25 protein-coding genes and 1 pseudogene are annotated in these 23,550 nt (G+C 61.9%); 24 read left to right on the plus strand and 2 right to left on the minus strand.

Annotation, left to right across the window (positions count from 1 at the left end; genetic code table 11):
* Positions 1–5: 5 nt before the first annotated feature.
* Positions 6–362: a 30S ribosomal protein S6 gene (gene rpsF / locus LA304_RS14415; protein ID WP_224503866.1), complete on the minus strand. Its 357-nt coding sequence runs from the start codon at positions 360–362 to the stop codon at positions 6–8.
* 378 nt (positions 363–740) lie between these two features.
* Between rpsF and LA304_RS14420 the strand changes: the two genes are divergently transcribed.
* The 7 genes from LA304_RS14420 (at position 741) to LA304_RS14450 (ending at position 7,691) form a co-directional block, all read left to right on the plus strand.
* Positions 741–1,406 (plus strand): hypothetical protein, encoded by a 666-nt coding sequence (locus LA304_RS14420; RefSeq protein WP_224503867.1) that lies wholly within the window; start codon positions 741–743, stop codon positions 1,404–1,406.
* A 190-nt stretch (positions 1,407–1,596) separates the two neighbouring features.
* A complete protein-coding gene (gene fabD, locus LA304_RS14425) occupies positions 1,597–2,526 on the plus strand; it encodes an ACP S-malonyltransferase (RefSeq protein WP_224503868.1) in 930 nt (309 codons plus the stop codon).
* Positions 2,527–2,610: 84 nt separating this feature from the next.
* Positions 2,611–3,348, plus strand: coding sequence for a 3-oxoacyl-[acyl-carrier-protein] reductase (gene fabG / locus LA304_RS14430; protein WP_224503869.1), 738 nt, complete (start codon positions 2,611–2,613; stop codon positions 3,346–3,348).
* A 218-nt stretch (positions 3,349–3,566) separates the two neighbouring features.
* Positions 3,567–3,800: an acyl carrier protein gene (locus LA304_RS14435; protein WP_009571390.1), complete on the plus strand. Its 234-nt coding sequence runs from the start codon at positions 3,567–3,569 to the stop codon at positions 3,798–3,800.
* Positions 3,801–3,998: 198 nt separating this feature from the next.
* A complete protein-coding gene (gene fabF / locus LA304_RS14440) occupies positions 3,999–5,261 on the plus strand; it encodes a beta-ketoacyl-ACP synthase II (RefSeq protein WP_224503870.1) in 1,263 nt (420 codons plus the stop codon).
* A gap of 1 nt (position 5,262) precedes the next feature.
* Complete coding sequence (gene mltG, locus LA304_RS14445; RefSeq protein WP_224503871.1) at positions 5,263–6,438, plus strand: endolytic transglycosylase MltG; 1,176 nt, start codon at positions 5,263–5,265, stop codon at positions 6,436–6,438.
* 62 nt (positions 6,439–6,500) lie between these two features.
* The gene (locus LA304_RS14450; RefSeq protein ID WP_224503872.1) at positions 6,501–7,691 is read left to right on the plus strand and encodes an APC family permease; all 1,191 of its coding nucleotides are present in this window, start codon (positions 6,501–6,503) and stop codon (positions 7,689–7,691) included.
* Between the two features lie 3 nt (positions 7,692–7,694).
* Here LA304_RS14450 and LA304_RS14455 read toward each other — a convergent pair whose 3' ends face one another.
* On the minus strand, positions 7,695–8,468 hold the full coding sequence (locus LA304_RS14455; protein WP_224503873.1) for a potassium channel family protein: 774 nt from the start codon (positions 8,466–8,468) through the stop codon (positions 7,695–7,697).
* 266 nt (positions 8,469–8,734) lie between these two features.
* On the opposite strand from LA304_RS14455, the gene LA304_RS14460 reads away from it, so the two are divergent.
* The 17 genes and pseudogenes from LA304_RS14460 to LA304_RS14540 all read left to right on the plus strand — a co-directional run bounded on the left by LA304_RS14460 (position 8,735) and on the right by LA304_RS14540 (position 23,507).
* Positions 8,735–9,061 carry a hypothetical protein gene (locus LA304_RS14460; protein ID WP_224503874.1) on the plus strand — a complete coding sequence of 109 codons (327 nt, stop codon included), beginning with the start codon at positions 8,735–8,737 and terminating at the stop codon, positions 9,059–9,061.
* Positions 8,946–10,355: a DNA-packaging protein gene (locus tag LA304_RS14465; protein WP_224503875.1), complete on the plus strand. Its 1,410-nt coding sequence runs from the start codon at positions 8,946–8,948 to the stop codon at positions 10,353–10,355. The genes LA304_RS14460 and LA304_RS14465 overlap by 116 nt, the downstream gene beginning before the upstream one ends.
* Before the next feature lie 307 nt (positions 10,356–10,662).
* A complete protein-coding gene (locus tag LA304_RS14470) occupies positions 10,663–11,880 on the plus strand; it encodes a phage portal protein (protein WP_224503876.1) in 1,218 nt (405 codons plus the stop codon).
* 1 nt (position 11,881) lies between these two features.
* Complete coding sequence (locus LA304_RS14475; protein ID WP_224503877.1) at positions 11,882–12,457, plus strand: HK97 family phage prohead protease; 576 nt, start codon at positions 11,882–11,884, stop codon at positions 12,455–12,457.
* Positions 12,458–12,508: 51 nt separating this feature from the next.
* Entirely contained in the window at positions 12,509–13,705 is a 1,197-nt protein-coding gene (locus LA304_RS14480; RefSeq protein WP_224503878.1) for a phage major capsid protein, read from the plus strand.
* A gap of 160 nt (positions 13,706–13,865) precedes the next feature.
* Positions 13,866–14,462, plus strand: coding sequence for a head-tail connector protein (locus LA304_RS14485; protein WP_224503879.1), 597 nt, complete (start codon positions 13,866–13,868; stop codon positions 14,460–14,462).
* Entirely contained in the window at positions 14,462–14,803 is a 342-nt protein-coding gene (locus LA304_RS14490; RefSeq protein ID WP_224503880.1) for a head-tail adaptor protein, read from the plus strand. Before LA304_RS14485 ends, LA304_RS14490 begins: the two co-directional genes overlap by 1 nt.
* Positions 14,800–15,210: a DUF3168 domain-containing protein gene (locus LA304_RS14495; RefSeq protein WP_224503881.1), complete on the plus strand. Its 411-nt coding sequence runs from the start codon at positions 14,800–14,802 to the stop codon at positions 15,208–15,210. Before LA304_RS14490 ends, LA304_RS14495 begins: the two co-directional genes overlap by 4 nt.
* A gap of 25 nt (positions 15,211–15,235) precedes the next feature.
* Positions 15,236–15,649 (plus strand): phage major tail protein, TP901-1 family, encoded by a 414-nt coding sequence (locus LA304_RS14500; protein WP_224503882.1) that lies wholly within the window; start codon positions 15,236–15,238, stop codon positions 15,647–15,649.
* A 12-nt stretch (positions 15,650–15,661) separates the two neighbouring features.
* Positions 15,662–15,976 carry a gene transfer agent family protein gene (locus LA304_RS14505; protein WP_224503883.1) on the plus strand — a complete coding sequence of 105 codons (315 nt, stop codon included), beginning with the start codon at positions 15,662–15,664 and terminating at the stop codon, positions 15,974–15,976.
* Between the two features lie 8 nt (positions 15,977–15,984).
* Positions 15,985–16,215, plus strand: coding sequence for a rcc01693 family protein (locus tag LA304_RS14510; RefSeq protein WP_224503884.1), 231 nt, complete (start codon positions 15,985–15,987; stop codon positions 16,213–16,215).
* Positions 16,216–16,219: 4 nt separating this feature from the next.
* On the plus strand, positions 16,220–16,900 hold the full coding sequence (locus LA304_RS14515) for a phage tail tape measure protein (RefSeq protein WP_224503885.1): 681 nt from the start codon (positions 16,220–16,222) through the stop codon (positions 16,898–16,900).
* A 39-nt stretch (positions 16,901–16,939) separates the two neighbouring features.
* Positions 16,940–17,572, plus strand: coding sequence for a DUF2460 domain-containing protein (locus LA304_RS14520; protein ID WP_224503886.1), 633 nt, complete (start codon positions 16,940–16,942; stop codon positions 17,570–17,572).
* Positions 17,572–18,471 (plus strand): DUF2163 domain-containing protein, encoded by a 900-nt coding sequence (locus LA304_RS14525; protein ID WP_224503887.1) that lies wholly within the window; start codon positions 17,572–17,574, stop codon positions 18,469–18,471. Before LA304_RS14520 ends, LA304_RS14525 begins: the two co-directional genes overlap by 1 nt.
* A gap of 12 nt (positions 18,472–18,483) precedes the next feature.
* Positions 18,484–18,905 (plus strand): annotated as a pseudogene (locus LA304_RS14530) (peptidase).
* The gene (locus LA304_RS14535; protein WP_224503888.1) at positions 18,905–22,801 is read left to right on the plus strand and encodes a baseplate multidomain protein megatron; all 3,897 of its coding nucleotides are present in this window, start codon (positions 18,905–18,907) and stop codon (positions 22,799–22,801) included. The pseudogene LA304_RS14530 and the gene LA304_RS14535 overlap by 1 nt, the downstream one beginning before the upstream one ends.
* Positions 22,794–23,507 carry a DUF2793 domain-containing protein gene (locus LA304_RS14540; protein WP_224503889.1) on the plus strand — a complete coding sequence of 238 codons (714 nt, stop codon included), beginning with the start codon at positions 22,794–22,796 and terminating at the stop codon, positions 23,505–23,507. The genes LA304_RS14535 and LA304_RS14540 overlap by 8 nt, the downstream gene beginning before the upstream one ends.
* Positions 23,508–23,550: the final 43 nt, after the last annotated feature.

Raw genomic sequence — 23,550 nt, forward strand, 5'->3', positions numbered from 1 at the left:
AAAGATCAGTTGCGACGCGGACGACGCTCTTCGCGCTCGTCACGTTTCTGCATCTGGACAGACGGGCCTTCTTTGTGCTCTTCGACCTTGATGGTCAGAACACGCATGACGTCGTCGTGCAGGCGCATCAGGCGTTCCATTTCCATAACGGCATCCGACGGAGCGTCGGTGCGCAGGAAGGCGTAGTGGCCTTTGCGGTTCTTGTTGATCTTGTAGGCCATCGTTTTGACGCCCCAGTATTCGGATTCGACGACTTTACCGCCGTTGTCCGAAAGAACGGTGCCAAAATGTTCGATGAGACCTTCGGCTTGCGCGTTGGACAGGTCCTGACGCGAGATGAAGACATGCTCGTAAAGCGGCATGGGTGCTCCAGTACATTTTCAAGCGCATTTCATAGGACGGGCAATTCAGCCTTTCCGCGGCCCGACCACGAGAGACTGCGCGGTTCATAATTACGTGCGGAAAGGATGGGTCCTTATACGCATCTGGCGCTCTGACACAAGTGCGAAATGCCCTCTCTATTATAGAGTATTCGACGGCGGTTGGGTCGGGCGGGCGCGGGTCAGGTTTGGTTAGGAAATATGGCGATTTCGGGCAAATCTAGGCGAAATTGACCTAGCGGCACCAATTGTGACGCACAATGATCCCTGACGGGCCTCATTTCGGTCCAGATTGGTTGCGACCTTTAGATCAGTTCAGTTCCAGTAAAATTTGTTTCACCAGCGGAGGAGGGCGATCACATGTCTATGTCCAATCTTGCAGAACAGGCCGAGCGTAAAGGTCCCGCCAAAGAAGCCCCGAGAGGCTTTTTCCAGGGCGGTGTGGTCCGGCGCGAAACTGCTTGGGGTTACACACTCGGGTGTTTCTCCGAAGGGGAACAGTTTCGACGCGCCATTGAGGTCGTTCTTTGGATTGTGAGCGTTGCGTGTTTCGTCACCTTCGTTGGTTTGTGGATTGTTCCTGGTTCAACGGTTGAGACCGGTACTCTTGGCATAAAGATCGGCCTCTCCGTTGTGTTCATTCTGTTCGGTTTTGCGATTGGCGCGATCGCCCGCCGCGGTATGTGCCGCGAGGTTCAGGTCGATATGGAGCGCGAGCAGCTTCGAATCGTATGGCGCAACATGCGCGGTGAAACGCAGCTTCAGCAGGTGTTTGCCTTTGAAGAGATCGGGTCTGTGTTTATGAGCCATAGCGTCGTTCCGATCCGGATCACGCGTCTCGTCCTCCGCTATGGCGATACCCGTCGGGTTTTCCCGCTTCTTGAGGGGCCGGACAAGACTTTGCGCGCCATCTGGAAGGATCTGACGATTGATTTGCATCCCAAATCCACCCAAATCGTCACTCCGGTTAAGCCGGTCCGCCGCCGCTCTGGCAATCCGTCGCTTCGCGTCGCCCGTCGCGGGTAACGCGCGGCAGGTAGTATCGCCTCGGAGCGCCTTGATATCATCTTGAACGCCGTCTCCTTCATGCGAAGCGGGGCGGTGTTTTCGTTTGTAACGCCAGCCGTCTGATGCGGGAAAACCCGCGGAGCGGGCTTGCCGCGAAGGCCTGTGACCGTTAGACCGTCCGCCAAGGTAAAAATCTGGAGGGGCGAGCATGACGCGCGCATTCGTGTTTCCGGGCCAAGGGGCCCAAACGATTGGTATGGGCAAAGCATTGGCCGAGGCCTATCCGGCCGCACAAGCTGTCTTTGACGAGGTTGATGACGCGCTCGGCGAAAAACTGTCTGCCCTGATCTGGGACGGCGACATTGAGACCCTGACCCTGACCCAGAACGCACAGCCCGCTCTCATGGCAACGTCCCTTGCTGCGATGCGCGCGCTCGAGGCCGAAGGGTTCGCGATCACGGATGCGGCGTTTGTGGCCGGTCACTCGCTCGGCGAATACTCGGCACTGGCTGCGGCGGGCTCTCTGTCAGTTGCGGATGCGGCGCGCCTTCTGCGCACCCGTGGTGAAGCGATGCAGGCGGCCGTGCCGGTGGGCGTTGGCGCGATGGCCGCACTTCTGGGTCTCGATTTCGAGGCTGTGAAAGAGGTTGCTGAAGAAGCGGCCCAAGGTCAGGTCTGTCAGGCCGCCAACGACAATGATCCGGGGCAAGTGGTTGTGTCCGGTCACAAGGAAGCCGTTGAGCGCGCTGTCGAGATCGCGAAATCCAAGGGCGCCAAGCGCGCGGTTCTCCTGCCGGTCTCCGCACCGTTCCACTGTGCCCTGATGGGGCCGGCCGCGGATGTGATGGCCAACGCGCTCGATGATGTTGAGATCACTGCGCCGGCTGTGCCGCTCGTCGCGAACGTGCGGGCATCTGCCGTGACCGATCCGACGCTCATCCGGTCGCTGCTCGTGGAGCAGGTGACGGGCTCTGTCCGTTGGCGCGAGAGCGTCGCCTACATGGCCGCCGAAGGTGTGACCGAGATGTGGGAAGTCGGGGCTGGTAAGGCGCTGTCCGGAATGGTGCGCCGGATCGAGCGCGCGATTGCCTGTTCCGCTGTTGGCACGCCGGACGATATTGCAAAACTGAAGGGGTAAGGGCGCTGCCCTCTTGGCCCGCTGGGCCAATTCACCCGGGATATATATGGACAAAAGAAGCGGGACGCTTCGGGAGAAAGAAACATGTTTGACCTGACTGGGAAGAATGCGCTGATTACGGGGGCGTCTGGCGGTATTGGTGGGGCGATTGCCAAGGCGCTTTATGATGCGGGTGCGACGGTTGTTTTGTCCGGCACGCGCGAAGAGCCGCTTAAGGCGTTGGCGGCCGAGCTCGGCGAGCGTGCGCATGTGATCACTTGCAATCTCTCTGAAAAAGAGAGCGTTGAAGCACTGCCGAAAGCGGCGGTCGAGGCGATGGGGTCCGTGGATATTCTCGTGAACAACGCCGGGATCACGCGCGATAACCTGTTCATGCGCATGTCGGATGACGAGTGGGACAGCGTTCTGAACGTGAACCTGACCTCCACGATGCGTCTGTGCAAAGGCGTGCTGCGCGGCATGATGAAGGCGCGTTGGGGCCGGATTGTGAACATCTCTTCCATCGTTGGTGCGACCGGCAACCCGGGGCAGGGCAACTATGCGGCCTCCAAGGCCGGTATGGTCGGGATGTCCAAATCTCTGGCCTATGAAGTTGCGACGCGCGGCATCACGGTGAACTGCGTGGCTCCGGGCTTCATTGCGACCGCGATGACCGACAAGCTCACCGACGATCAGAAAGAGAAGATCAACGTCCAGATCCCGACGGGCCGCATGGGCACGCCGGAAGAGATCGCGGCGGCGGTGCTGTATCTTTCCTCTCAGGAAGCCGCTTATACCACGGGCACGACGCTTCACGTCAATGGCGGGATGGCTATGCTCTAAGTGCATAGAACCTTTCCCGATTAGGCATCACAAAACATTTGCCAGCGGGGAGGATTGTGCTATGAGCAGCGCATATTTTGCGGCGGGTGTCCTGCACCCGCGGCCTATGATGTCGGATAGGGTTGTGAAATTCGTTTCCTGATGTCATTGAGGATTTTGAGCGGCCCGAGGGCCAGAGCTAAAAGTGGGCATCGGGCCCCATAGAGTGAGGAAGAAACATGAGCGACATCGCAGATCGCGTGAAAAAGATCGTTGTCGAGCATCTCGACGTTGAAGAAGACAAAGTGACCGAAACCGCGTCCTTCATCGACGATCTGGGCGCAGACAGCCTCGACACCGTTGAGCTGGTTATGGCTTTCGAAGAAGAGTTCGGCATCGAGATCCCGGACGACGCTGCTGAGACCATCCAGACCTTCGGCGACGCAGTGAAATTCATCACCGAAGCTTCCTGATCTCTCTTGGGGCCCACGCGGGGCCTGTGATCAGAGCCAGAATTCAAAACGGCGCGTTCCTCTCGGACGCGCCGTTTTTCTATGCTAAGCTGCTGATCAGGGGGAATTTGCCAGTTTTCTTTTCAGGCGCGTCTCGGGCTTCCATCGGAGGGGCGAGCCGTGTAATGAGGGGCGACTGAGAAAAAATGGGGGCTAAGGATGCGCCGAGTAGTTGTCACTGGACTGGGTATGGTGTCACCGCTGGCTTGCGGTGTTGAGGAAACTTGGAGCCGAATTCTGGACGGTCAATCTGCCGCCGGAACGATCCAACGATTTGACGCGAGCCATCTCGCCACGGATTACGCCTGCGAAGTGAAATTCGGCGACGGCACAGACGGCACGTTCAATCCTGAAGACTGGATGCCGAACAAAGAGCGTAAGAAGGTGGATGACTTCATCCTCTTCGGCATGGCTGCGGCTGAACAGGCGCTGACCGACGCGGATTGGAAGCCGGAAGGCGAAGACGATCTGCTGCGCACCGGTGTGATGATCGGTTCCGGCATCGGTGGTCTGTCCTCCATCGCGGATGCGGCTGTTCTGTTGAAAGAGCGCGGACCGCGCCGGATTTCTCCGTTCTTTATTCCGGGTTCTCTGATCAACCTGATCTCCGGTCAGGTCTCGATCAAATACGGTTTCAAAGGCCCGAACCATGCTGTCGTGACCGCCTGTTCGACCGGTGCGCACGCGATTGGGGATGCGTCCCGTCTGATCATGCTCGGCGATGCTGATGTGATGGTTGCCGGTGGCGCAGAGGCCGCGATCTGTGAGCTGGGCATTGCGGGCTTCAACGCTTGTAAGGCGCTCTCCACCAAACGGTCCGACGATCCGGCGACCGCCAGCCGTCCTTATGACGAAGACCGCGACGGGTTCGTCATGGGCGAGGGCGCAGGTATCGTGGTTCTCGAAGAATACGAACACGCGAAAGCACGCGGTGCGAAAATCTACGCAGAAGTCGTGGGATACGGTCTCTCCGGCGATGCTTACCACATCACGGCGCCGTCCTCTGATGGTGACGGTGGCTTCCGCGCGATGCAGGCCGCAGTGGCCCGCGCAGGGATCGAGCCGTCCGATATCGACTACATCAACGCGCATGGCACCTCGACAATGGCCGACACCATTGAGTTGGCGGCTGTCGAGCGTTTGCTCGGAGATGCGGCGTCCAAGGCGACCATGTCCTCCACGAAATCCTCGATCGGCCACCTTCTCGGGGCTGCTGGTGCGGTGGAAGCGATCTTCTGTGTGCTCGCGCTCCGCGATCAGGTTGCGCCGCCGACGATCAACCTCGAAAACATGGCTGCAGAGACCAAGCTCGATCTCGCGCCGAATGCGAAACGTGAGCGCGAAATCAATGTCGTGCTTTCCAACTCCTTCGGCTTTGGCGGCACCAACGCCTCTCTGATCATGAAGAAGGTGGACGGCTGATATGTGGCGATCCATCGCCTCGAACGCATTGACGCTTGGCATCGTGGTTCTGATCGCGATTGCCGGCGTGATTGCATGGGGAAAAGGGGAATATACCACGGCGGGGCCGCTTGAAGAAGCGATCTGTCTGCGGGTGCCTTCGGGGTCTACGATGTTTCGCATCGCGGAGAACCTTGAGGATCAGGGCGCTGTTTCGAACGCTGCGATTTTCCGGATCGGTGCGGAATACACGGAAAAATCCCAACTGCTCAAAGCGGGCTCTTTCCTCGTGCCGGAAGGCGCGTCGATGGAAGAGATCGTGGATCTCGTGACCCGTGGCGGTGCGTCGAGCTGTGGCACGGAAGTTGTCTACCGGATTGGTGTCAATCGCGCGCTTATGCAGGTGCGTGAACTTGATCCGGCGAGCGGCAACTATGTCGAGACGGCAGAGTTCCAGCCGGGCGAAGCCGGTGACGAGGGCGATCTGATCCCCGAGGAATACACGAAAGTGCGCGGCGAGTCTGACACGCGCTACCGTATTCTTGTTGCTGAGGGCACGACCGTCTGGCGCGTTGTCGAGAGCCTGAAAGAGGCAGACTTCCTGACGGGTTCCGTTGAGGCAGACGAGATGCCGTCCGAGGGGATGCTTGCCCCGAACAGCTATGAGGTGCGGGATGGGTCCGATGTGGATGAGCTGATCGCCCGCATGGTGGCCGCACAGGAAGAGCGCATTGCGACTGTCTGGGCCGCGCGGGAAGAGGGGCTGCCCTTTGACACGCCTGAAGAGATGCTGACCATGGCCTCGATCATCGAGAAAGAGACCGGTGTCGCGGAAGAGCGGCGTCAGGTGGCCTCTGTCTTCGAGAACCGTCTGCGTCAGGGCATGCGCCTTCAGACAGACCCGACGGTCATCTACGGTGTGACGGACGGGCGCGGGTTCCTCGGGCGAGGCATTCGCCAGTCGGAATTGCGCTCGGATAACCCGTACAACACCTATGTGATTTCGGGGATGCCTCCGGGACCGATTGCGAACCCGGGTCTTGCCTCTCTCGAAGCGGCGGTGAACCCCGACGAGACGCCTTATCTGTTCTTTGTGGCGGATGGCACGGGTGGACACGCGTTCGCGGAGACGCTCGCAGAGCATAACGCGAATGTTGCCAAGTGGCGCGAGATCGAAGCGCAGCGGGCCAATCAATAAGCGATTGAAGAGATAGGGAGAAGGCGCGAGAGTGATCGCGCCTTTTCTCGTTTGGAGCGGTGATGGAAGCCTTTGTTATCCTTTTGGCATCTTGCCTCACGGCCGGGGTTCTGATCTGGCCGCGACTGGCGCGCTCGACGCTCTGGAAAGCGACGGTGACGCCGCTCGCCTCGATCATCGGGTCGGGATTTCTCGTGTTGGGGCCGATCCTTGCGCAAGCCTATGGTCAATGGACCCCGCTCGCGATGGCGCTGCTTTGTGCGTTGGCCTATGCGATCGGGATGGTCGTGCGGTTCAACATCACCGCACTGGATGACGCGGGGCATACGCGCGTCTCCTCCGGCCTAGAGACCGTCGCGTCTTGGGCGCTTTCACTCGCGTATGTGATCTCTGTTGCCTACTACCTGAACCTGCTCGGCGCATTTGCGGTGAGCCTCACGCCGTGGGACACCGCGTTCGACGCGCGCATGGTGACGACGGTGGTGTTTGCCGTGATCCTGATCACAGGCTGGACCAAGGGGTTTGCGGCGCTTGAGCGGCTGGAGCAGGTGTCCGTTGGGCTCAAACTCTCGATCATCGTGGGCTTGCTCGTAGGCCTCGCGTGGTTCTTCGGGGATAAGGCAGCTAAGGCGTCGCTCGTCTTTACGCCCGCCTCCCTGACGGGGTGGTCGGCGGTGACGCTCCTGTTCGGGTTGGTTGTGACGGTGCAGGGGTTCGAGACCTCCCGCTATCTCGGGCAGGAATACGACGCGGCGACGCGGGTGCGGTCCATGCGGCTCGCCCAGTGGATTTCGAGCCTCATTTACATGGTCTACGTGCTGCTCATGGCCTATGTGTTCCTGCCGGATCAAATCGAGACCTCGGAAACAGCGATCATCGACATGATGGCGCGCGTCGCCCCGATCCTGCCCGCGATGCTCGTGGCGGCGGCATTGGCGGCGCAGTTCTCGGCGGCGGTGGCGGATACTTCGGGGGCAGGGGGCTTGGTCGAAGAACTGACCAAAGGCCGCGTGCCAGTAAAGGCGGGCTATGCGGTGCTTGTGGCGCTGGGTCTCGTGCTCACTTGGGGGCTGGACGTGTTCCAGATCATCTCTTGGGCGTCCAAAGCGTTCGCGGCCTATTACACGGTTCAGGGGGCAATCGCGGTCGTGCTCGCGAAGCGGTCTGGGGAAGCGGCGGCGAAGATCGCCTTCTTTGCCGCTGTGACAGCGCTTGCGGCGGCTGTGACCCTCTTCGGGACCGCCGTGGAGTAGGGGTTAGCTCAGGCCCTCAGTGCCGATGTGAACAACCGCGCCGCAGTGTTTGCAATGCACGGCGTCGGCGTCGTGGAGCATCAATCCGCAGCTCTCGCATTCATACCGCACCTTGGAAGGGCGAAAGAGCACCTGTGCCAGACGCAAGAACAGGGTCACGCCAAAGAACATCACGCCGATGGACAGCATCCGGCCGGACGTGCCCTGCAACGTGATGTCGCCAAACCCTGTCGTCGTGAGCGTCGTGATCGTGAAATAGAGTGCGTCGGCGTAGTTGCCGATGTGTTCATTGTGGCCATGTTCGAGCGCGTAGATGAGGCCTGTGGTCACGAAGATAAACACGAGTAGGTTGATCGCGGCGACCACGACCTCTTCATGCCGCCGGAACAGCGGAAAATCCTGCCGCAAGCGGTTCATCAACTGATAGGTGTGCAAGAGGCGCAGCGTGCGCAGAATGCGCAGGAAGCCGAGCCCTTCGCCAGCCAGCGGCGCGAGGAAGGACACCATCGCGGCAATATCGGCAAGCGTGGAAGGCCGCGTTATGTAGTGGAGCCGTTGTTTGGCCACATAGACCCGCGCGGAGAAATCCAGAAGGATCAGAAAGCCGAAAATGAGGTCCGCAATCTCGACCCATAGGTAGTGCGGGAAGAATGAAGTCACGATCACAAAGCAGATCGTGGTGAGGTCGAACGCCAAGAGCGCATAGCGGAACACATGGGCGCGGTCGCTGTCGCCCTCGTAGAGTGAGTGAAGCTTTGCGTGAAACGCGCTGGCCATCTGTCGTGTTCCTTCTCCCTGCTTCTTTGGTGATGGGAGAAAACGCCCCTGATTTCAAGTGTGAACAAAGGGTTGCGATGAGAGGGCGCACCGTGCGCCGTGTTTAACGCTTTTTACAGGTTCTCGGCCATGGTGAGGGGGCTGGAAAGCGTAGGTGAGCGGGGCATCGGCGTCTGAGGGGGCGCAGGTGGTTCGGTCCGCGATGGGGCATCGCGACCCCCTACGTTGCTCGTGCGGAGATCACTCAAGCATGAGAGGCAGAGCAAATGAGACAGACGTCATCTGTGGGGGATGAGTTCGAAACCGTTGATCGGATTGAAGCCGCCGTGGCCCGCAACCTGAACTGGGCCATGGATGCGCTGGAAGATGTGATCGACAGGCTGATGGCCGGTGAGAAGGCGGGCAAGGAGGTGAAACCTCTGATCGCCGATCTCAGACGCGCCCAACAGTCCGCTATTACCGAAAGGCAGAAACTCGATGAAGAGCGGCGCAAACGCGGAGAGCTTGGCAGCGGGGAGATCGACCTCGACGCCGCGAGAACTGAAATCCTTGATCGACTGGCTCGCCTCAGAGCCAGCCGAGGTTCAGACTGAGTTTCTGGACGGATTGGACGAGGGGGCGCTGATGGCGCTCCCTTACCTGTTTGAGGCATGGGCGCTTGATCATCAGGTGCCGCCGACGGGCGCGTGGCGCACATGGGTGATCATGGGCGGGCGCGGTGCGGGGAAGACGCGCGCGGGGGCCGAATGGGTGCGCTCGATGGTCGAAGGGCCGCGGGCTTATCAGACGGGCCGCGCGCGGCGTGTGGCGCTCATTGGTGAGACCTATGATCAGGCGCGGGAGGTGATGGTGTTTGGTGACAGCGGCATTCTGGCCTGCTCCCCGCCGGACCGCCGCCCGAAATGGTCCGCGACGCGCCGGACGCTGATCTGGCCCAACGGCGCGGAGGCGACGGTGTTTTCTGGCAATGATCCCGAGGCGCTGCGCGGGCCGCAGTTTGATGCGGCATGGGTCGATGAGTTGGCAAAATGGCGCAAGCCGCAGGACGCGTGGGATATGCTGCAATTCGGTCTGCGTTTGGGGGACGATCCACGGGCCGTGGTGACGACCACGCCGCGGAATGTGGGCATATTGAAATCATTGCTTGAGCGCGAGAGCACTGTGACCACTCATGCGCCCACGAGTGCGAATGCGGCGAACCTCGCGGCGTCTTTCCTTGAAGAGGTGAAGGTGCGCTATGCGGGCACGCGGCTCGGGCGGCAGGAACTCGACGGCGTGCTGCTGGATGAGGAAGAGGGCGCGTTTTGGTCGCTTTCAAAGATCGAGAGCACCCGCGCGACCGAGACGCCAGCGTTCGACCGCATCGTCGTCGCCGTGGACCCGCCTGTGACGGGGCACAAAGGCTCGGACGAGTGCGGGATTGTTGTGGTCGGGGCGGTCACGAAGGGACCGCCGCAGAATTGGCAGGCCTATGTGTTGGAGGACGCCTCGGTGTCCGCCTCCTCACCGACGGTCTGGGCAGAGGCAGCGATCCACGCGTTGGAGCGCTGGGAGGGTGACAAGATTGTTGCAGAGGTGAACCAAGGCGGGGATCTCGTGGAAACAGTGATCCGGCAAATTGATCCGCTCGTGCCTTATAAATCCGTTCGCGCCACGCGAGGCAAAGCCGCGCGCGCAGAGCCCGTCGCGGCACTCTACGATCAGGGGCGGGTGGTGCATACGCTTGGGCTTGGGGATTTGGAGGATCAGATGATCCGCATGACCGCCCAAGGGCATCAGGGCGCAGGCAGCCCCGACCGCCTCGACGCGCTCGTCTGGGCGATCCACGAATTGATGATCCTCCCCGCCGCCGGTGCGGGGCGTCCACGGATCAGGACGTTGGGATGACATTTTAGACCGCTCTTACATGCCCTGCCGGATCGGTGGGGCATTTTTCGTTTCAAATCATGCGTTTGTTTGGGGGTGTTGCGCCCCGCGCGACCCACCGTGCGCTCTGCTCAGAACTTCTTTTTCTCTCTCCCGTAGAACTTCTCTCACCGACGGCGCGGTGAGTTGTTCAGTGATCTGGACGCCGCGCGGGACGGCCCGGGCAGGCGCGGGTGGAGTGAGGCAAAGGGCGCTCGTCTACCCCCTGTCCGGGCACAGGATTTGAGCGGCGCGAGGCGCCGGAGACACAATGAGGAGAGACGCGGGCATGGTGTTTGACTTTCTGAAACGGGGCGCGAGCGATCTGCCCGAGACGAAGGCCTCCGCGACCGGTCCGGTCGTGGCGGCGATGTCGGGTGTGGGCCGTGTCGCGTGGAGCCCGCGCGATGCCGTGACGCTGACCCGTGTGGGCTTTGTCGGCAATCCGGTGGGCTTTCGCGCGGTGAAGCTGATTGCAGAGGCCGCGTCCGCGCTGCCGCTGATCCTGCAAAACCGTGAGGTGCGGTTTGAGGAGCATCCTTTGCTCTCCGTGATCTCCCGCCCGAACTCGGCGCAGGGGCGTGCGGAACTCTTTGAGGCGCTCTATGCGCAGTTTCTCCTGAGCGGTAACGCCTATCTGGAGGCCGTGGGCGAGCGGGGGCAGGCGCCTGTGGAGTTGCATGTGCTGCGCTCTGATCGCATGAACCTCGTTCCCGGGGCGGACGGCTGGCCGGTGGCTTATGAATACGCGGTCGGCGGGCGCAAGCATCGCTTTGACGTGATCGAGGGGCAGTCCCCGATTTGCCATATTAAGGCATTTCATCCGTCAGACGACCATTACGGCCTCTCGCCCATTCAGGCGGCGGCAACAGCGATTGACGTCCACAATGCGGCGTCGCGCTGGTCCAAATCGCTCTTGGACAATGCGGCGCGTCCGTCCGGTGCTATTGTCTATAAGGGCGCGGATGGCGCGGCCGCGATGAGTGCCGACCAGTATGATCGCCTTTTGTCCGAGATGGAAAACCACCATCAGGGCGCGCGCAATGCGGGGCGTCCGATGCTTCTCGAAGGCGGTCTTGACTGGAAACCGATGGGGTTCAGCCCGTCCGACATGGAATTCCAAAAAACCAAGGAAGCCGCAGGGCGCGAGATTGCTTTGGCGTTCGGGGTGCCGCCGATGCTCTTGGGCATTCCGGGGGACATGACCTACGCGAATTATCAGGAGGCCAACCGTGCCTTTTACCGTCTGACCGTCCTGCCGATGGTGGCGAAGGTGACGGCGGCCATCGGGCATTGGCTCTCCGAGATGACGGAGGAGGCGGTCGTTCTCAAACCCGATCTCGATCAGGTGCCCGCGCTCGCCGCCGAACGGGATGCGCAGTGGAACCGGATCGCGGGGGCGGACTTCCTCACGGACGAGGAAAAGCGCGCGATGCTGGGCCTTCCGCCGCTCGCGCCGCCCGTGGAGGCGCACTCCGACGATACCGACAATGCAGAGGAGCAGTGACATGCCTCAGGATTTTGCAAACGGCCTAGAGCACAAATTTGCCCGCCTCGGCGATGAGGTGAAGGTCAAAGACGGTGTCGCGATCGAAGGCTATGCCTCGCTCTTCGGGCGCGAGGACACCGGTGGCGATGTGGTGCTCAAGGGCGCCTATGCCAAATCACTCGCGGCGCTGGCGGCAAAGGGGCGCTCCGTAAAGATGCTCTGGCAGCACGACCCGGCCCAGCCCATCGGCATTTGGGATGAGGTGCGCGAGGACGCGCGCGGTCTCTATGTGAAGGGCCGGTTGCTCACGGATCTGCAAAAGGGGCGCGAGGCCGTGGCCCTGATTGAGGCCGGTGCGATTGATGGCCTCTCCATCGGCTACCGCACAGTCAAAGCCCAGAGAGATGCGAAAGGCTCCCGCCTGCTGTCGGAACTCGAGCTTTGGGAAGTGTCGCTCGTGACCTTTCCGATGCTGCCGGAGGCGCGGCTCGTGGCCGAGGCGAAGAGCGACGATGCCCTCGCGACCGAGACGCTGTTGCGTGACGTCGCGGAGGCGCTGACCGGCGCGCGGGCGGCATTGGCCGAAAACGACTGACGCCTACGCGTCCCCCGCAATCCCCACCCTCAGACACGAAGGAATGTTTGGATGAGCAAGACCGAGACCGAGGTCGGCGTCGGGAGGTTTCCCCCGAGCGGTGCCGCTACAGAGGTTAAAACCGCGCTGGCCGGATTTGTCAGTGATCTCAAAGACTTTCAAACCGACATCAAAATGAAACTCCAAGACCAGGAAGAGCGACTGACCATGCTTGATCGTAAATCTCACACCTATGGCCGTCCGGCCCTCTCTGCTGCGCAAGAGGTGGACCTGAGCCACAAATCGGCTTTCACCACCTATGTGCGCAACGGCGACGATGATGCGCTGCGCGGCCTCGCCCTCGAAGGCAAATCCATGTCCACAGCGGTGAACGGCGACGGTGGCTATCTCGTCGATCCGCAGACCTCTGATGTGATCAAGTCGGTGCTCAAATCCACCGCGTCGATCCGTTCCATCGCGAATGTCGTCAATGTGGAAGCGACCTCCTACGACGTGCTGATCGACACCACCGATATCGGCTCCGGCTGGGTCACTGAAACCGGCTCTATGGGTGAGACTTCCACCCCGACCATCGACCGCATCTCCATCCCGCTCTACGAGCTGTCCGCCCTCCCGAAAGCGTCCCAGCGTCTGCTCGATGACAGCGCGTTCGATATCGAGGGCTGGCTCGCCGCCCGTATCGCGGACAAGTTCGTGGCCTCCGAAGCCTCCGCCTTTATCAACGGTGATGGCGTCGACAAGCCGACCGGCATTCTCAACCACACCCGCGTGGACAATGACAGCTGGGCCTGGGGCTCTCTGGGCTATGTCGCGACCGGCACCGATGGCGGTTTCGATCCGCTCAATCCGGCGGACGCGATCGTTGAACTGGTCTACGCGCTGGGCGCGCAGTACCGCGCCAACGGCACATTTGTGATGAACTCCAAGACCGCCGGTCAGGTGCGCAAACTCAAGGATGCCGATGGTCGCTTCCTCTGGTCCGATGGTCTCGCAGCGGGCGAACCGGCGCGTCTCATGGGCTATCCGGTCCTCATCGCCGAGGACATGCCGGACATCGCCTCTGACGCCGCTGCAATCGCCTTTGGTGACTTTGCCTCCGGCTACACCGTGGCCGAGCGTCCGGACGTCCGCATCCTGCGCGATCCGTTCTCTGCGAAACCGCACGTTCTCTTCTACGCGACCAAGCGCGTGGGCGGCGATGTGTCCGACTTTGCGGCGATCAAACTCCTGAAGTTCGGCATCGCCTAAGCCCAAGTGACTGACGTGTTCTGGCCTCGAAAATCGGGGCCAGGGCGGCGGATGCGCGGTCCATTGACCCGTGTTGTCTAGCAGCTCCCCCTCCGTCCGAGCAGCAAGGGGGGCCGCGCATCCGATTTCGCAATTCAGGGGGCCGGATACGGAGTTATTCATGATGTTGATGGAGCAGACACAGGTGCCAAGTGCCTCCCTGCCGGTCGCCGAGTTCACGACCCATTTGCGCCTGGGCACCGGCTTTGAGGACGATGGCGCGCAAGATGCGGTTCTGGAAACCGTGCTGCGCGCCGCCATTGCCGCCGTCGAGGCGCGTACCAACAAAGCCCTGCTTGTCCGTGATTTTCTTTATTCAGTGAACGCATGGCGGGACTGGAGCGCGCTGACGCTCCCTGTGGCGCCGATTGTGTCGCTCAACGGGTTCGCCATCGTCGACCGCACCGGCACGGAGACCGAGGTCGCGGCGTCGAAATACATGCTCGAACAGGACATGCACCGCCCGCGGCTCGTGTCGACGGGGTTCATCCTGCCGCAAATTCCGGTCGCAGGTCAGGCGAAGGTGTCCTTCACCGCCGGCTTTGCGAGCGACTGGGCCGACCTGCCTGCGGATCTTGCCCAAGCGGTGTTTCTCCTTGCGGCGCATTACTACGAGCATCGCCATGAGACCGCCGTGGGTGCGGTGGTGATGCCGTTCGGGGTGACGACGCTCTTGGAGCGCTATCGCAATTTGCGTCTCTTCGGAGGGCGTGGCTGATGGCGGTGGCAGTGCATCTCAACCGAAAACTCGTGCTCGAGACTCCTGAACGCATTCAGGACGGCGCGGGGGGCTATGTCGAAAATTGGGTGCAGCTCGGGACGCTCTGGGCGGAGATCCGTGCAGGGTCCGGTTCGGAAACGCAGTCCGATCTGCTCACCGTGTCGCGCGTATCGGCAAAGATCATCGTGCGTGGCGCGCCTGTGGGGTCCAAACGCCGCCCGAAACCGGAACAGCGCTTTGTCGAGGGCGGGCGGGTGTTTCGCATCCTCGCCGTCACGGAGGCGGATACCTTTGGCCATTACCTGACCTGCACGGTCAGTGAGGAGGTGACGTCATGAGCTATGGCGTAGGGGCCGCGTTGCAAGCGGCTGTTTTTCAATCCCTTTCGGCGGACGCCACACTCGGCGCTCTCGTCGGCACCGCGATCTATGACGCCGCGCCCTCGGGCACTGTGCCGTCGCTTTACGTGAGCCTCGGTCCGGAGGATGTCACCGACGCCTCGGACGTCACAGGCTTTGGCGCGCGGCATGACTTTACCGTTTCTGTCGTCTCTGACGCGGCGGGGTTTTTGACGGCGAAACAGGTGGCTGCGGCCATTTCCGATGTGCTGGTCGATGCGCCTCTGACGCTCAGTCGCGGCCGTTTGATCGGGCTTTATTTCGTGTCGGCCAAGGCCCGGCGCGTTCAGGACAGCGAGGTGCGGCGGATCGATCTGAAATTCCGCGCGCGCGTCGAAGACAACTGACACTTCCAAGACGGAGTATATGACCATGGCTGCCCAAAACGGCAAAGACCTCTTGATCAAGCTGGACATGACCGGGTCCGGTTCTTTTACCACGGTGGCGGGGCTGCGCGCCTCCCGCATCTCGTTCAACGCGGAAACGGTGGATGTCACCTCGCTCGAAAGCTCCGGCGGCTGGCGCGAACTGCTCGGCGGCGCGGGCGTCAAGAGCGCTGCGATCTCCGGCTCCGGCGTCTTCAAGGACGCTGCAACGGACGAACGCGCGCGCCAGATTTTCTTTGACGGCGAGGTTCCGAATTTTCAGGTGATCATCCCCGATTACGGCACCGTCGAAGGCGCGTTCCAGATCACCTCGATCGAATACGCGGGCTCTTACAATGGCGAAGCGACCTACGAGCTCTCCATGGCGTCTGCGGGCGCGCTGAGCTTTGTCGCGGCCTAAGGAGAGACGCTGATGGCCAATCCGTTCCAAGGCGAAGTCGCGCTCACGCTCAACGGGGAACGACACGTTCTCAAACTCACGCTCGGCGCCTTGGCGGAATTGGAGGCAGGGCTTCAGGCCGATTGTCTCGTGGGGCTCGTGGAGCGCTACGAGGCGGGCCGGTTTTCCTCCGCCGATGTGCTGCGCGTCGTCGTGGCCGGTCTGCGCGGCGGGGGCTGGCGTGGGGGCTACGACGACATTCTCACTGCCGAGATCGCGGGCGGGCCTCTGGAGGCCGCGCGCGTGGGCGCTGAACTCATCGCCCGTGCCTTCACGGTGCCGGGATGAGGGCGGCGATGGAGACACGCGGAATGATCCGCGAGGGCGGCTTTGACTGGCCTGCGCTCATGCGGCTCGGGATCAAGGGGCTTGGCCTCCATCCACGGGACTTCTGGGCGCTGACGCCTGCCGAACTCCTGCTGATGCTCGGCGCGGGCAGCGGCACGGCACCTATGGGGCGCTCGCGCCTCGAAGAACTCGCCAAGGCGTTCCCGGATGCGGACGCTGACGGCGACACGAAAGGGTAAAACGATGGCTGACACAGTGAACGGCGCGGGCCTCGACGGGTTCGATACGCTCGAGGACAAGGTCGCGCAGATGGAAAGCTCCATCAGTGGCGCGGAAGCAATGGCCTCCATGTTCAATCAGGAAATGACGCGCCTTCAGGCCACGGTCGCGGAAACGCGGCGCGAGGTGTCGGCACTCGAAGGCGGGATTTCGCGGGGGTTGAAACGCGCCATTGATGGTCTGGTTTTCGACGGTGATACGCTCGCCGCCGCGCTCGAAGGCTTGGGCGAGAGCATGCTCAACGCCGCCTATAACGCCGCGCTCAATCCCGTGACCTCGCATGTCGGCTCCGTCATGGGTGCGGGGCTTGAGGGTGTCATCCAGAGCCTCATGCCGTTTGAAAAAGGCGGCGCGTTCACGCAAGGCCGCGTGACACCCTTTGCCAATGGCGGCGTCGTGACCAACCCGACCTATTTCCCGATGCGTGGCGGCACGGGCCTCATGGGGGAGGCGGGCGCGGAGGCAATCATGCCGCTCGCCCGTGGAGCGGATGGCAAGCTCGGGGTGCGCTCCGCAGGTGGCGCGCGCTCGGTGTCGGTGACGATGAATGTCTCGACGCCCGATGTGAAGGGCTTCCAACGCAGTCAGAGCCAGCTCGCAGCCCAGCTGAACCGCGCGCTCAGTCTCGGCGCACGCAATCAGTAACCACTTGTCACACAATAGATTTCTACGGAGGGGTAGATCATGGGATTTCATGAAGTGAGATTTCCCGCCAACCTGAGCTTTGGCTCTGTCGGCGGTCCGGAGCGACGCACCGAAGTGGTGACGCTGGCCAACGGGTTCGAGGAGCGCAACACGCCTTGGGCTCACTCGCGTCGCCGTTTTGACGCAGGGATGGGAATGCGCTCGCTCGACGATATCGAGGCGCTCATCGCGTTTTTCGAGGCCCGCCAAGGCCAGCTTTTCGGCTTCCGGTGGAAGGACTGGTCGGATTTCAAAACCTGCAAACCGTCCGGCACGGTCGGCTTTCGCGACCAGCACATCGCGATGGGTGACGGCGAGGCGACCGTCTTCCAATTGACCAAGACCTACACCTCCGGCGCGATCTCTTATGTCCGTCCTATCAAGAAACCTGTGTTCGCGACCGTCAAAGTCGGCATCGGCAATCAGCAGGTCTCCCAATCCATCGACTGGGAGATCGACACGGAAACCGGCCTTTTGACCTTTTACGAGCCGCCCACAGACGGCGCGCAAATCACCGCCGGGTTCGAGTTCGACGTGCCGGTCCGCTTTGACACCGACGTCATCACCACATCTGTCGCCTCCTTCCAAGCGGGCGAAGTGCCGAATGTGCCGGTTGTGGAGGTGCGTGTCTGATGGCCTTTTCCGAGAGCCTCCACTCCCATCTCATGACGGGCACCACGACCCTGTGCCGCGCGTGGCAGGTGCTGCGCCGCGACGGGACGACCTATGGCTTTACCGATCACGACAACGACCTGACCTTTGACGGGGTGACGTTCAAGGCCGAGACCGGCCTGACGGCCAATGCGCTCGAACAATCGACGGGTCTCTCGGTGGACAATACCGAGGCGCTCGGCGCGTTGAGCGCGGCTTCTGTCACGGAGGTGGACATCCGTGCGGGGCGGTTCGACGGGGCGGAGATCCAATGCTGGCTCGTGAACTGGGCCGATGTGACCCAGCGCGCGCTGTTGTTCAAAGGCACGTTCGGTGAATTGGTCCGCGTTTCCGGCGGCTTTCGCGCCGAATTGCGGGGGCTCACCGAGGCGCTCAACCAGAGCCAAGGGCGGGTCTACCATTCTGTGTGCTCCGATATCCTCGGCGGTGCGGGCTGTCGGTTCGACACGACGCAGGCCGGATACGCGACGGAGATCGCCGTGGAACAGATCGAGCGGGGCAAGGTCTTTACCTTTTCTGATCTCACCGGCTTTGACGACCGCTGGTTCGAACGTGGCCGCCTCACGGTGTTGAGTGGCGCCGCAAAGGGCCTCATTGGCCTTATCAAAAACGACCGTCTGTCGGCCTCGGGCCGTGCGGTCGAGTTGTGGGAAGCGCTGCCCGACACTCTCGCGACCGGAGACACCATCCGCATCGAAGCAGGCTGTGACAAACGTGCGGAGACCTGTCGGCTCAAATTCGACAACTTCCTGAATTTTCGCGGCTTTCCGCACATTCCGGGCGATGACTGGCTCACCTCCTATCCGGTGAGTTCCGCCGACAATGACGGCGGGAGCCTCACGGGTAGCGGCACGGCGTAAGGGGGATAAACCATGAGCACCATTGAGATCGCAGACCGCGCCCGCGCGTGGATCGGCACACCTTATCTGCATCAAGCCTCCTGCGCGGCATCTGGCGCGAGGTTTATGGCGAGGAGCCAGAGCTTGTTCCGCCCTACACGCCGGACTGGAGCGAACCGCAGCAGGACGAACGTCTCCTGCGCGCGGCGCAGACGCACCTGATCGAGAAACCGATTGAGCAGATGGCCTCCGGCGATGTGCTTCTGTTCCGGATGCGGGCGGGATCGGTTGCCAAACACCTCGGCATCATCGGCCGCGTTGGCGCGCAGGCGAGCTTTATCCACGCCTATAGCGGCCACGGCGTCATCGAGAACGCGCTTAGTATTCCGTGGAAGCGGCGTGTCGCGGGCGTGTTTGCCTTTCCACCTGTTCCAAGTTCAGAGGGGTCTCTCTAATGGCGACGATTGTTCTATCTGCGGCGGGGGCCGCGCTTGGCGCATCCGTTGGCGGCGGTCTCTTTGGTCTGTCGTCTGTTGTGATCGGGCGCGCGATTGGCGCGACGCTCGGGCGGGCGATTGACCAGCGCCTAATGGGCGTCGGCAGTAGCACGGTGGAAACCGGCCAAGTCGAACACTTCCGCCTCACGGGGGCATCAGAAGGAACGTCCGTGGCACAGGTCTACGGACGTATGCGCGTGGGCGGTCAGGTGATCTGGGCGACGAAGTTCCTTGAGCACACCGAAAGCACAAGCGCGGGCAAAGGCACGTCCACGACGATCACTGAGTATAGCTACTCCGTGTCTCTGGCCGTCGCGCTTTGCGAGGGCGAGATTTCGCGTGTCGGGCGCATCTGGGCGGATGGCAATGAAATTGACCGCAGCACTGTGTCAATGCGCGTCTATTCGGGGAGCGAGGATCAACTGCCAGATGCCAAGATCGAAGCGGTCGAGGGTGTCGGCAATGTGCCGGCCTATCGCGGCATGGCCTATGTGGTGTTCGAAGACCTTGATCTCACGCCCTTCGGCAACCGCGTGCCGCAGTTCACCTTCGAAGTCATGCGCCCAGACCAGTCTGAGGGCGCGAAAAGCGATCTCACGCACCTCGTGCCGTCGGTGGCGATGATCCCCGGCACGGGCGAATATGCGTTGGCGACGGAGCCGGTTTACGTGTCCGACGGCGCGGGCACTGTCTCTGTGTCCAATATGAATTCCGTCTCGGGTGAGACCGATTTTATCACCTCGCTGTCGGCCCAGACGGGGGAGTTGCCGAACTGTAAATCCACCTCGCTCGTGGTGTCGTGGTTCGGGGATGATCTGCGCTGCGGGACTTGCACCATTCAGCCGAAGGTGGAGCAGGACGTACTCGATGGCGATGAGATGAAATGGTCCGTGTCGGGGCTGAACCGCACGTCAGCGGCGCTCGTTCCGCGCGATGACGATGGTAATGTGATCTATGGTGGCACCCCGACGGATCAGTCGGTCGTGCAAGCCATTCAGGCGCTTCGTGACGCGGGGCAAGAGGTGATGTTCTATCCCTTCATCCTGATGGATCAGCAAGACGGCAATGACCTCATGGACCCGTGGAGCGGAGAGGCGGGCCAGCCCGCTTTGCCGTGGCGTGGCCGGATCACGACGTCGCGCGCGCCGGGCGTTGCTGGCTCCACCGATGGGACCGTGGTGGCGGGCTACGAGGTCGCGGCGTTTTTTGGGTCCGCGCAGGTCTCTGACTTCACCGTGTCCGGCGACACCGTGCGCTATACGGGGGCTGAGGAATTCTCCTACCGCCGCATGATCCTCCATTACGCCCATCTCTGCGCGCTCGCGGGGGGCGTCGATGCGTTCTGTATCGGCTCTGAAATGCGCTCCCTGACCCAAATCCGCGACGCGGACGGGTTTCCGGCGGTGGATCAGTTGATCCAACTCGCCGCCGATGTGCGCACCATTTTGGGTGCGGGCACGAAGATCGGCTATGCCGCCGACTGGTCGGAGTATTTCGGCTATCAGGCGGATGGAAACCTCTATTTCCACCTCGACCCGCTCTGGGCCGATGAGGAGATCGACTTCATCGGTATCGACAATTACATGCCGCTCTCGGATTGGCGGGACGGGAATGATCATGCGGATGCGGCCTATGGGTCCATCTACAATCTCGACTACCTGAAAGCGAACATCGAAGGCGGGGAGGGGTATGATTGGTATTATGCCCATGCCGCCCATGATGCCGCCCAAATCCGCACGCCGATCACCGATGACGCGCATGGGGAGCCTTGGGTCTGGCGCTACAAGGATATTCGCAACTGGTGGGAGAACGCCCACCACGAGCGGATTGATGGGGTGCGCTCGGACACTGCGACGCCATGGGTGCCGCAGTCCAAGCCGGTCTGGTTCACCGAGTTCGGTTGTGCAGCCATCGACAAGGGCACGAACGAGCCGAACAAGTTTCTCGATGCGAAATCGTCCGAGAGCGCGCTGCCGCGTTATTCCAGCGGCCGCCGCGACGACTTTATCCAGCTCCAATACATCCGCGCGATGGTGGAATATTGGGGCGAGGCCGCGCACAATCCGGTGTCCGATGTCTACCGCGACGCGATGATCGACATGTCGCGCGCCCACGTCTGGGCGTGGGATGCGCGGCCCTATCCGGCGTTTCCGTCTGTGACCTCTGTGTGGTCGGACGGCGAGAACTATTCCAAGGGCCATTGGCTCAACGGACGTTCTACGGCGCGCTCGCTCGCCGATGTGGTGACGGAGATTTGCGCGCGCTCTGGTGTGACGGATATCGATACCTCCGAACTCTGGGGCATCGTGCGCGGCTATAGCGTGAGTGACGTGGCAAGCGCACGCTCCGCGCTTCAACCGCTGATGCTCGCCTTCGGGTTTGAGGCGATTGAACGCGACGGGCGGCTCATTTTCCGCTCCCGCGACGGGAAGGCGAAGGTGGATCTGACCGAGGAAAACTTTGCGATCTCCGAGGAACTTGACGGTCTCTTTGAACGCACCCGCGCGCCGGAAGCGGAAGTCGCGGGCAGGGTGCAGCTGACCTTCGTGGATGCGGACGCCGATTATGAGGCGCGGGCGGAAGAAGCCATCTTCCCTGATGAACACAGCCGCCTCGTGTCCCAATCGCAACTCCCGCTCGCGCTCACCCGCTCCGAGGGGCGTCAGATTGTGGAACGCTGGCTGTCTGAAGCGCGGATTGCCCGCGACACGGCGCGCTTTTCACTGCCGCCGTCGCACATGGCGGTGGGCGCGGGGGATGTGGTCACGGTCGAGACGGACGAGGGGCAGGTGCGCTACCGCATCGACCATGCCACGCTTGGCAGTCAGCAGCAGATTGACGCCGTGCGCGTGGAGCCGGAAATCTATGAACCGTCTGATGCCGTTGAAGAAATCGTCGAGGCCAAGCCCTTTAGCGCGCCGGTGCCGGTCTATCCGCTGTTCCTTGATCTCCCGCTGATGACGGGGAGCGAGGTGCCACATGCGCCGCATGTCGCGGTGACGGCGGACCCGTGGCTCGGATCGGCGGCGGTTTATGGCTCGGCCTCGGACAGTGGCTATGCGCTCAATACGGTGCTCTCCAGCCCATCGACGATTGGAGTTACGCTCACCGATATGGCGGCGGCGAAAGCCGGTGTCTGGGATCGCGGGCCGGTCCTGCGGGTCAAACTCACGCGCGGGCAACTGTCCTCTGCGGCGATGTCGGATGTGCTGAACGGTGCGAACCTCGCCGCGATCGGGGACGGAAGTGCGGCGAACTGGGAGCTGTTCCAATTCGCCAATGCCGAGCTTGTGGGGCCAAAGACCTATGACCTGAGCCTGCGTCTGCGGGGGCAGGCGGGGACGGATGGCTTGGAGGCAAGCTGGCCCACCGGCTCGCGCTTTCTCCTGATCAACGGCGCGATGAAGCAGCTCGATCTCGCGCTCTCCACACGGGGGCTCGCGCGGCACTACCGGATCGGGCCAGCGACGCGGGCCTATGACGACCCGAGTTATCTCCACTACGTCGAGGCCTTCGACGGGATCGGTCTGCGCCCCTATGCGCCGGCGCACCTGAAGGCGCGGACAGACGCGGGCGGCGATACGCAGGTGAACTGGGTCCGTCGCACGCGGGTCGATGGTGATAGCTGGCAGTCGGTGGATGTGCCTCTGGGCGAGGCCTCCGAGTCCTACCTGCTGCGCATTGTCCACAATGGCGCGGTGAAGCGCGAAGTGACGCTCTCCAGTCCCGCGTGGACCTACACCAGCGCGATGAAAACCGGCGACGGGGTGACCGGCGCCTACGACATTCATGTGGCCCAGATGTCCGAGAGTTTCGGACCCGGCCTGTTCAAAAGGATCGAGATCAATGAGTGAGACAGCCCGCTTTACCCTCCCGCTGCTTGAGGCCGCACAGGCGCAAAAGCATGTCACGATGAACGAGGCCCTCGCACGGATCGACGGGTTGATGCAGCTTTGCCTGCTCTCGGTCACGGAAACCACGCCACCGGCGAGCCCGCAGGAGTGCGATGCTTATGGTGTTGCCGCCTCCGCCGTGAACGATTGGGCCGGTCAGGAGGGCAAAATCGCGCTCTTTGCAAATGGCGGCTGGGTCTTTGTGCCGCCCGCGCTGGGCACGCGGGCCTATATCGCGGATCAATCGGGCTGGGCGGGCTATGACGGTGAGAGCTGGCAGCTTGGCCTCGTCACCCTGTCCGCAAATGGCGCGGGAATGATCCATAAGGTGATCGAGGTGGATCATACACTGAGCGCAGGTGCGAGTTCTGCCGTCTCCTACGCGCTGCCTGCGCAGTCCGTGGTCTATGGCGTCACGGGGCGCGTGCTCTCCGACATCACGGGCACGGGGCTCACAGGCTTCTCTCTCGGCGTGGCAAGTTCCGCGAACCGCTATGGCTCCGGCCTCTCTCTGAGCGCCGGAAGCTGGCTTCGCGGCCTCACCGGAACGCCTATCACCTACTACAGCGCCGAAGACCTCCTCCTCACGGCCGAAGGCGGGGACTTTGCGGGCGGGGATATCCGCCTCGCTATCCACTGCGCACAATTTGCCCTTCCAGCGGTATAAAACGCGCAATTTTGCTGCGTCAGGGGCATCCCCGTGCTTTTTT

This window comes from Celeribacter litoreus (assembly GCF_020165855.1).
Taxonomy (GTDB): Bacteria; Pseudomonadota; Alphaproteobacteria; order Rhodobacterales; family Rhodobacteraceae; genus Celeribacter; species Celeribacter litoreus.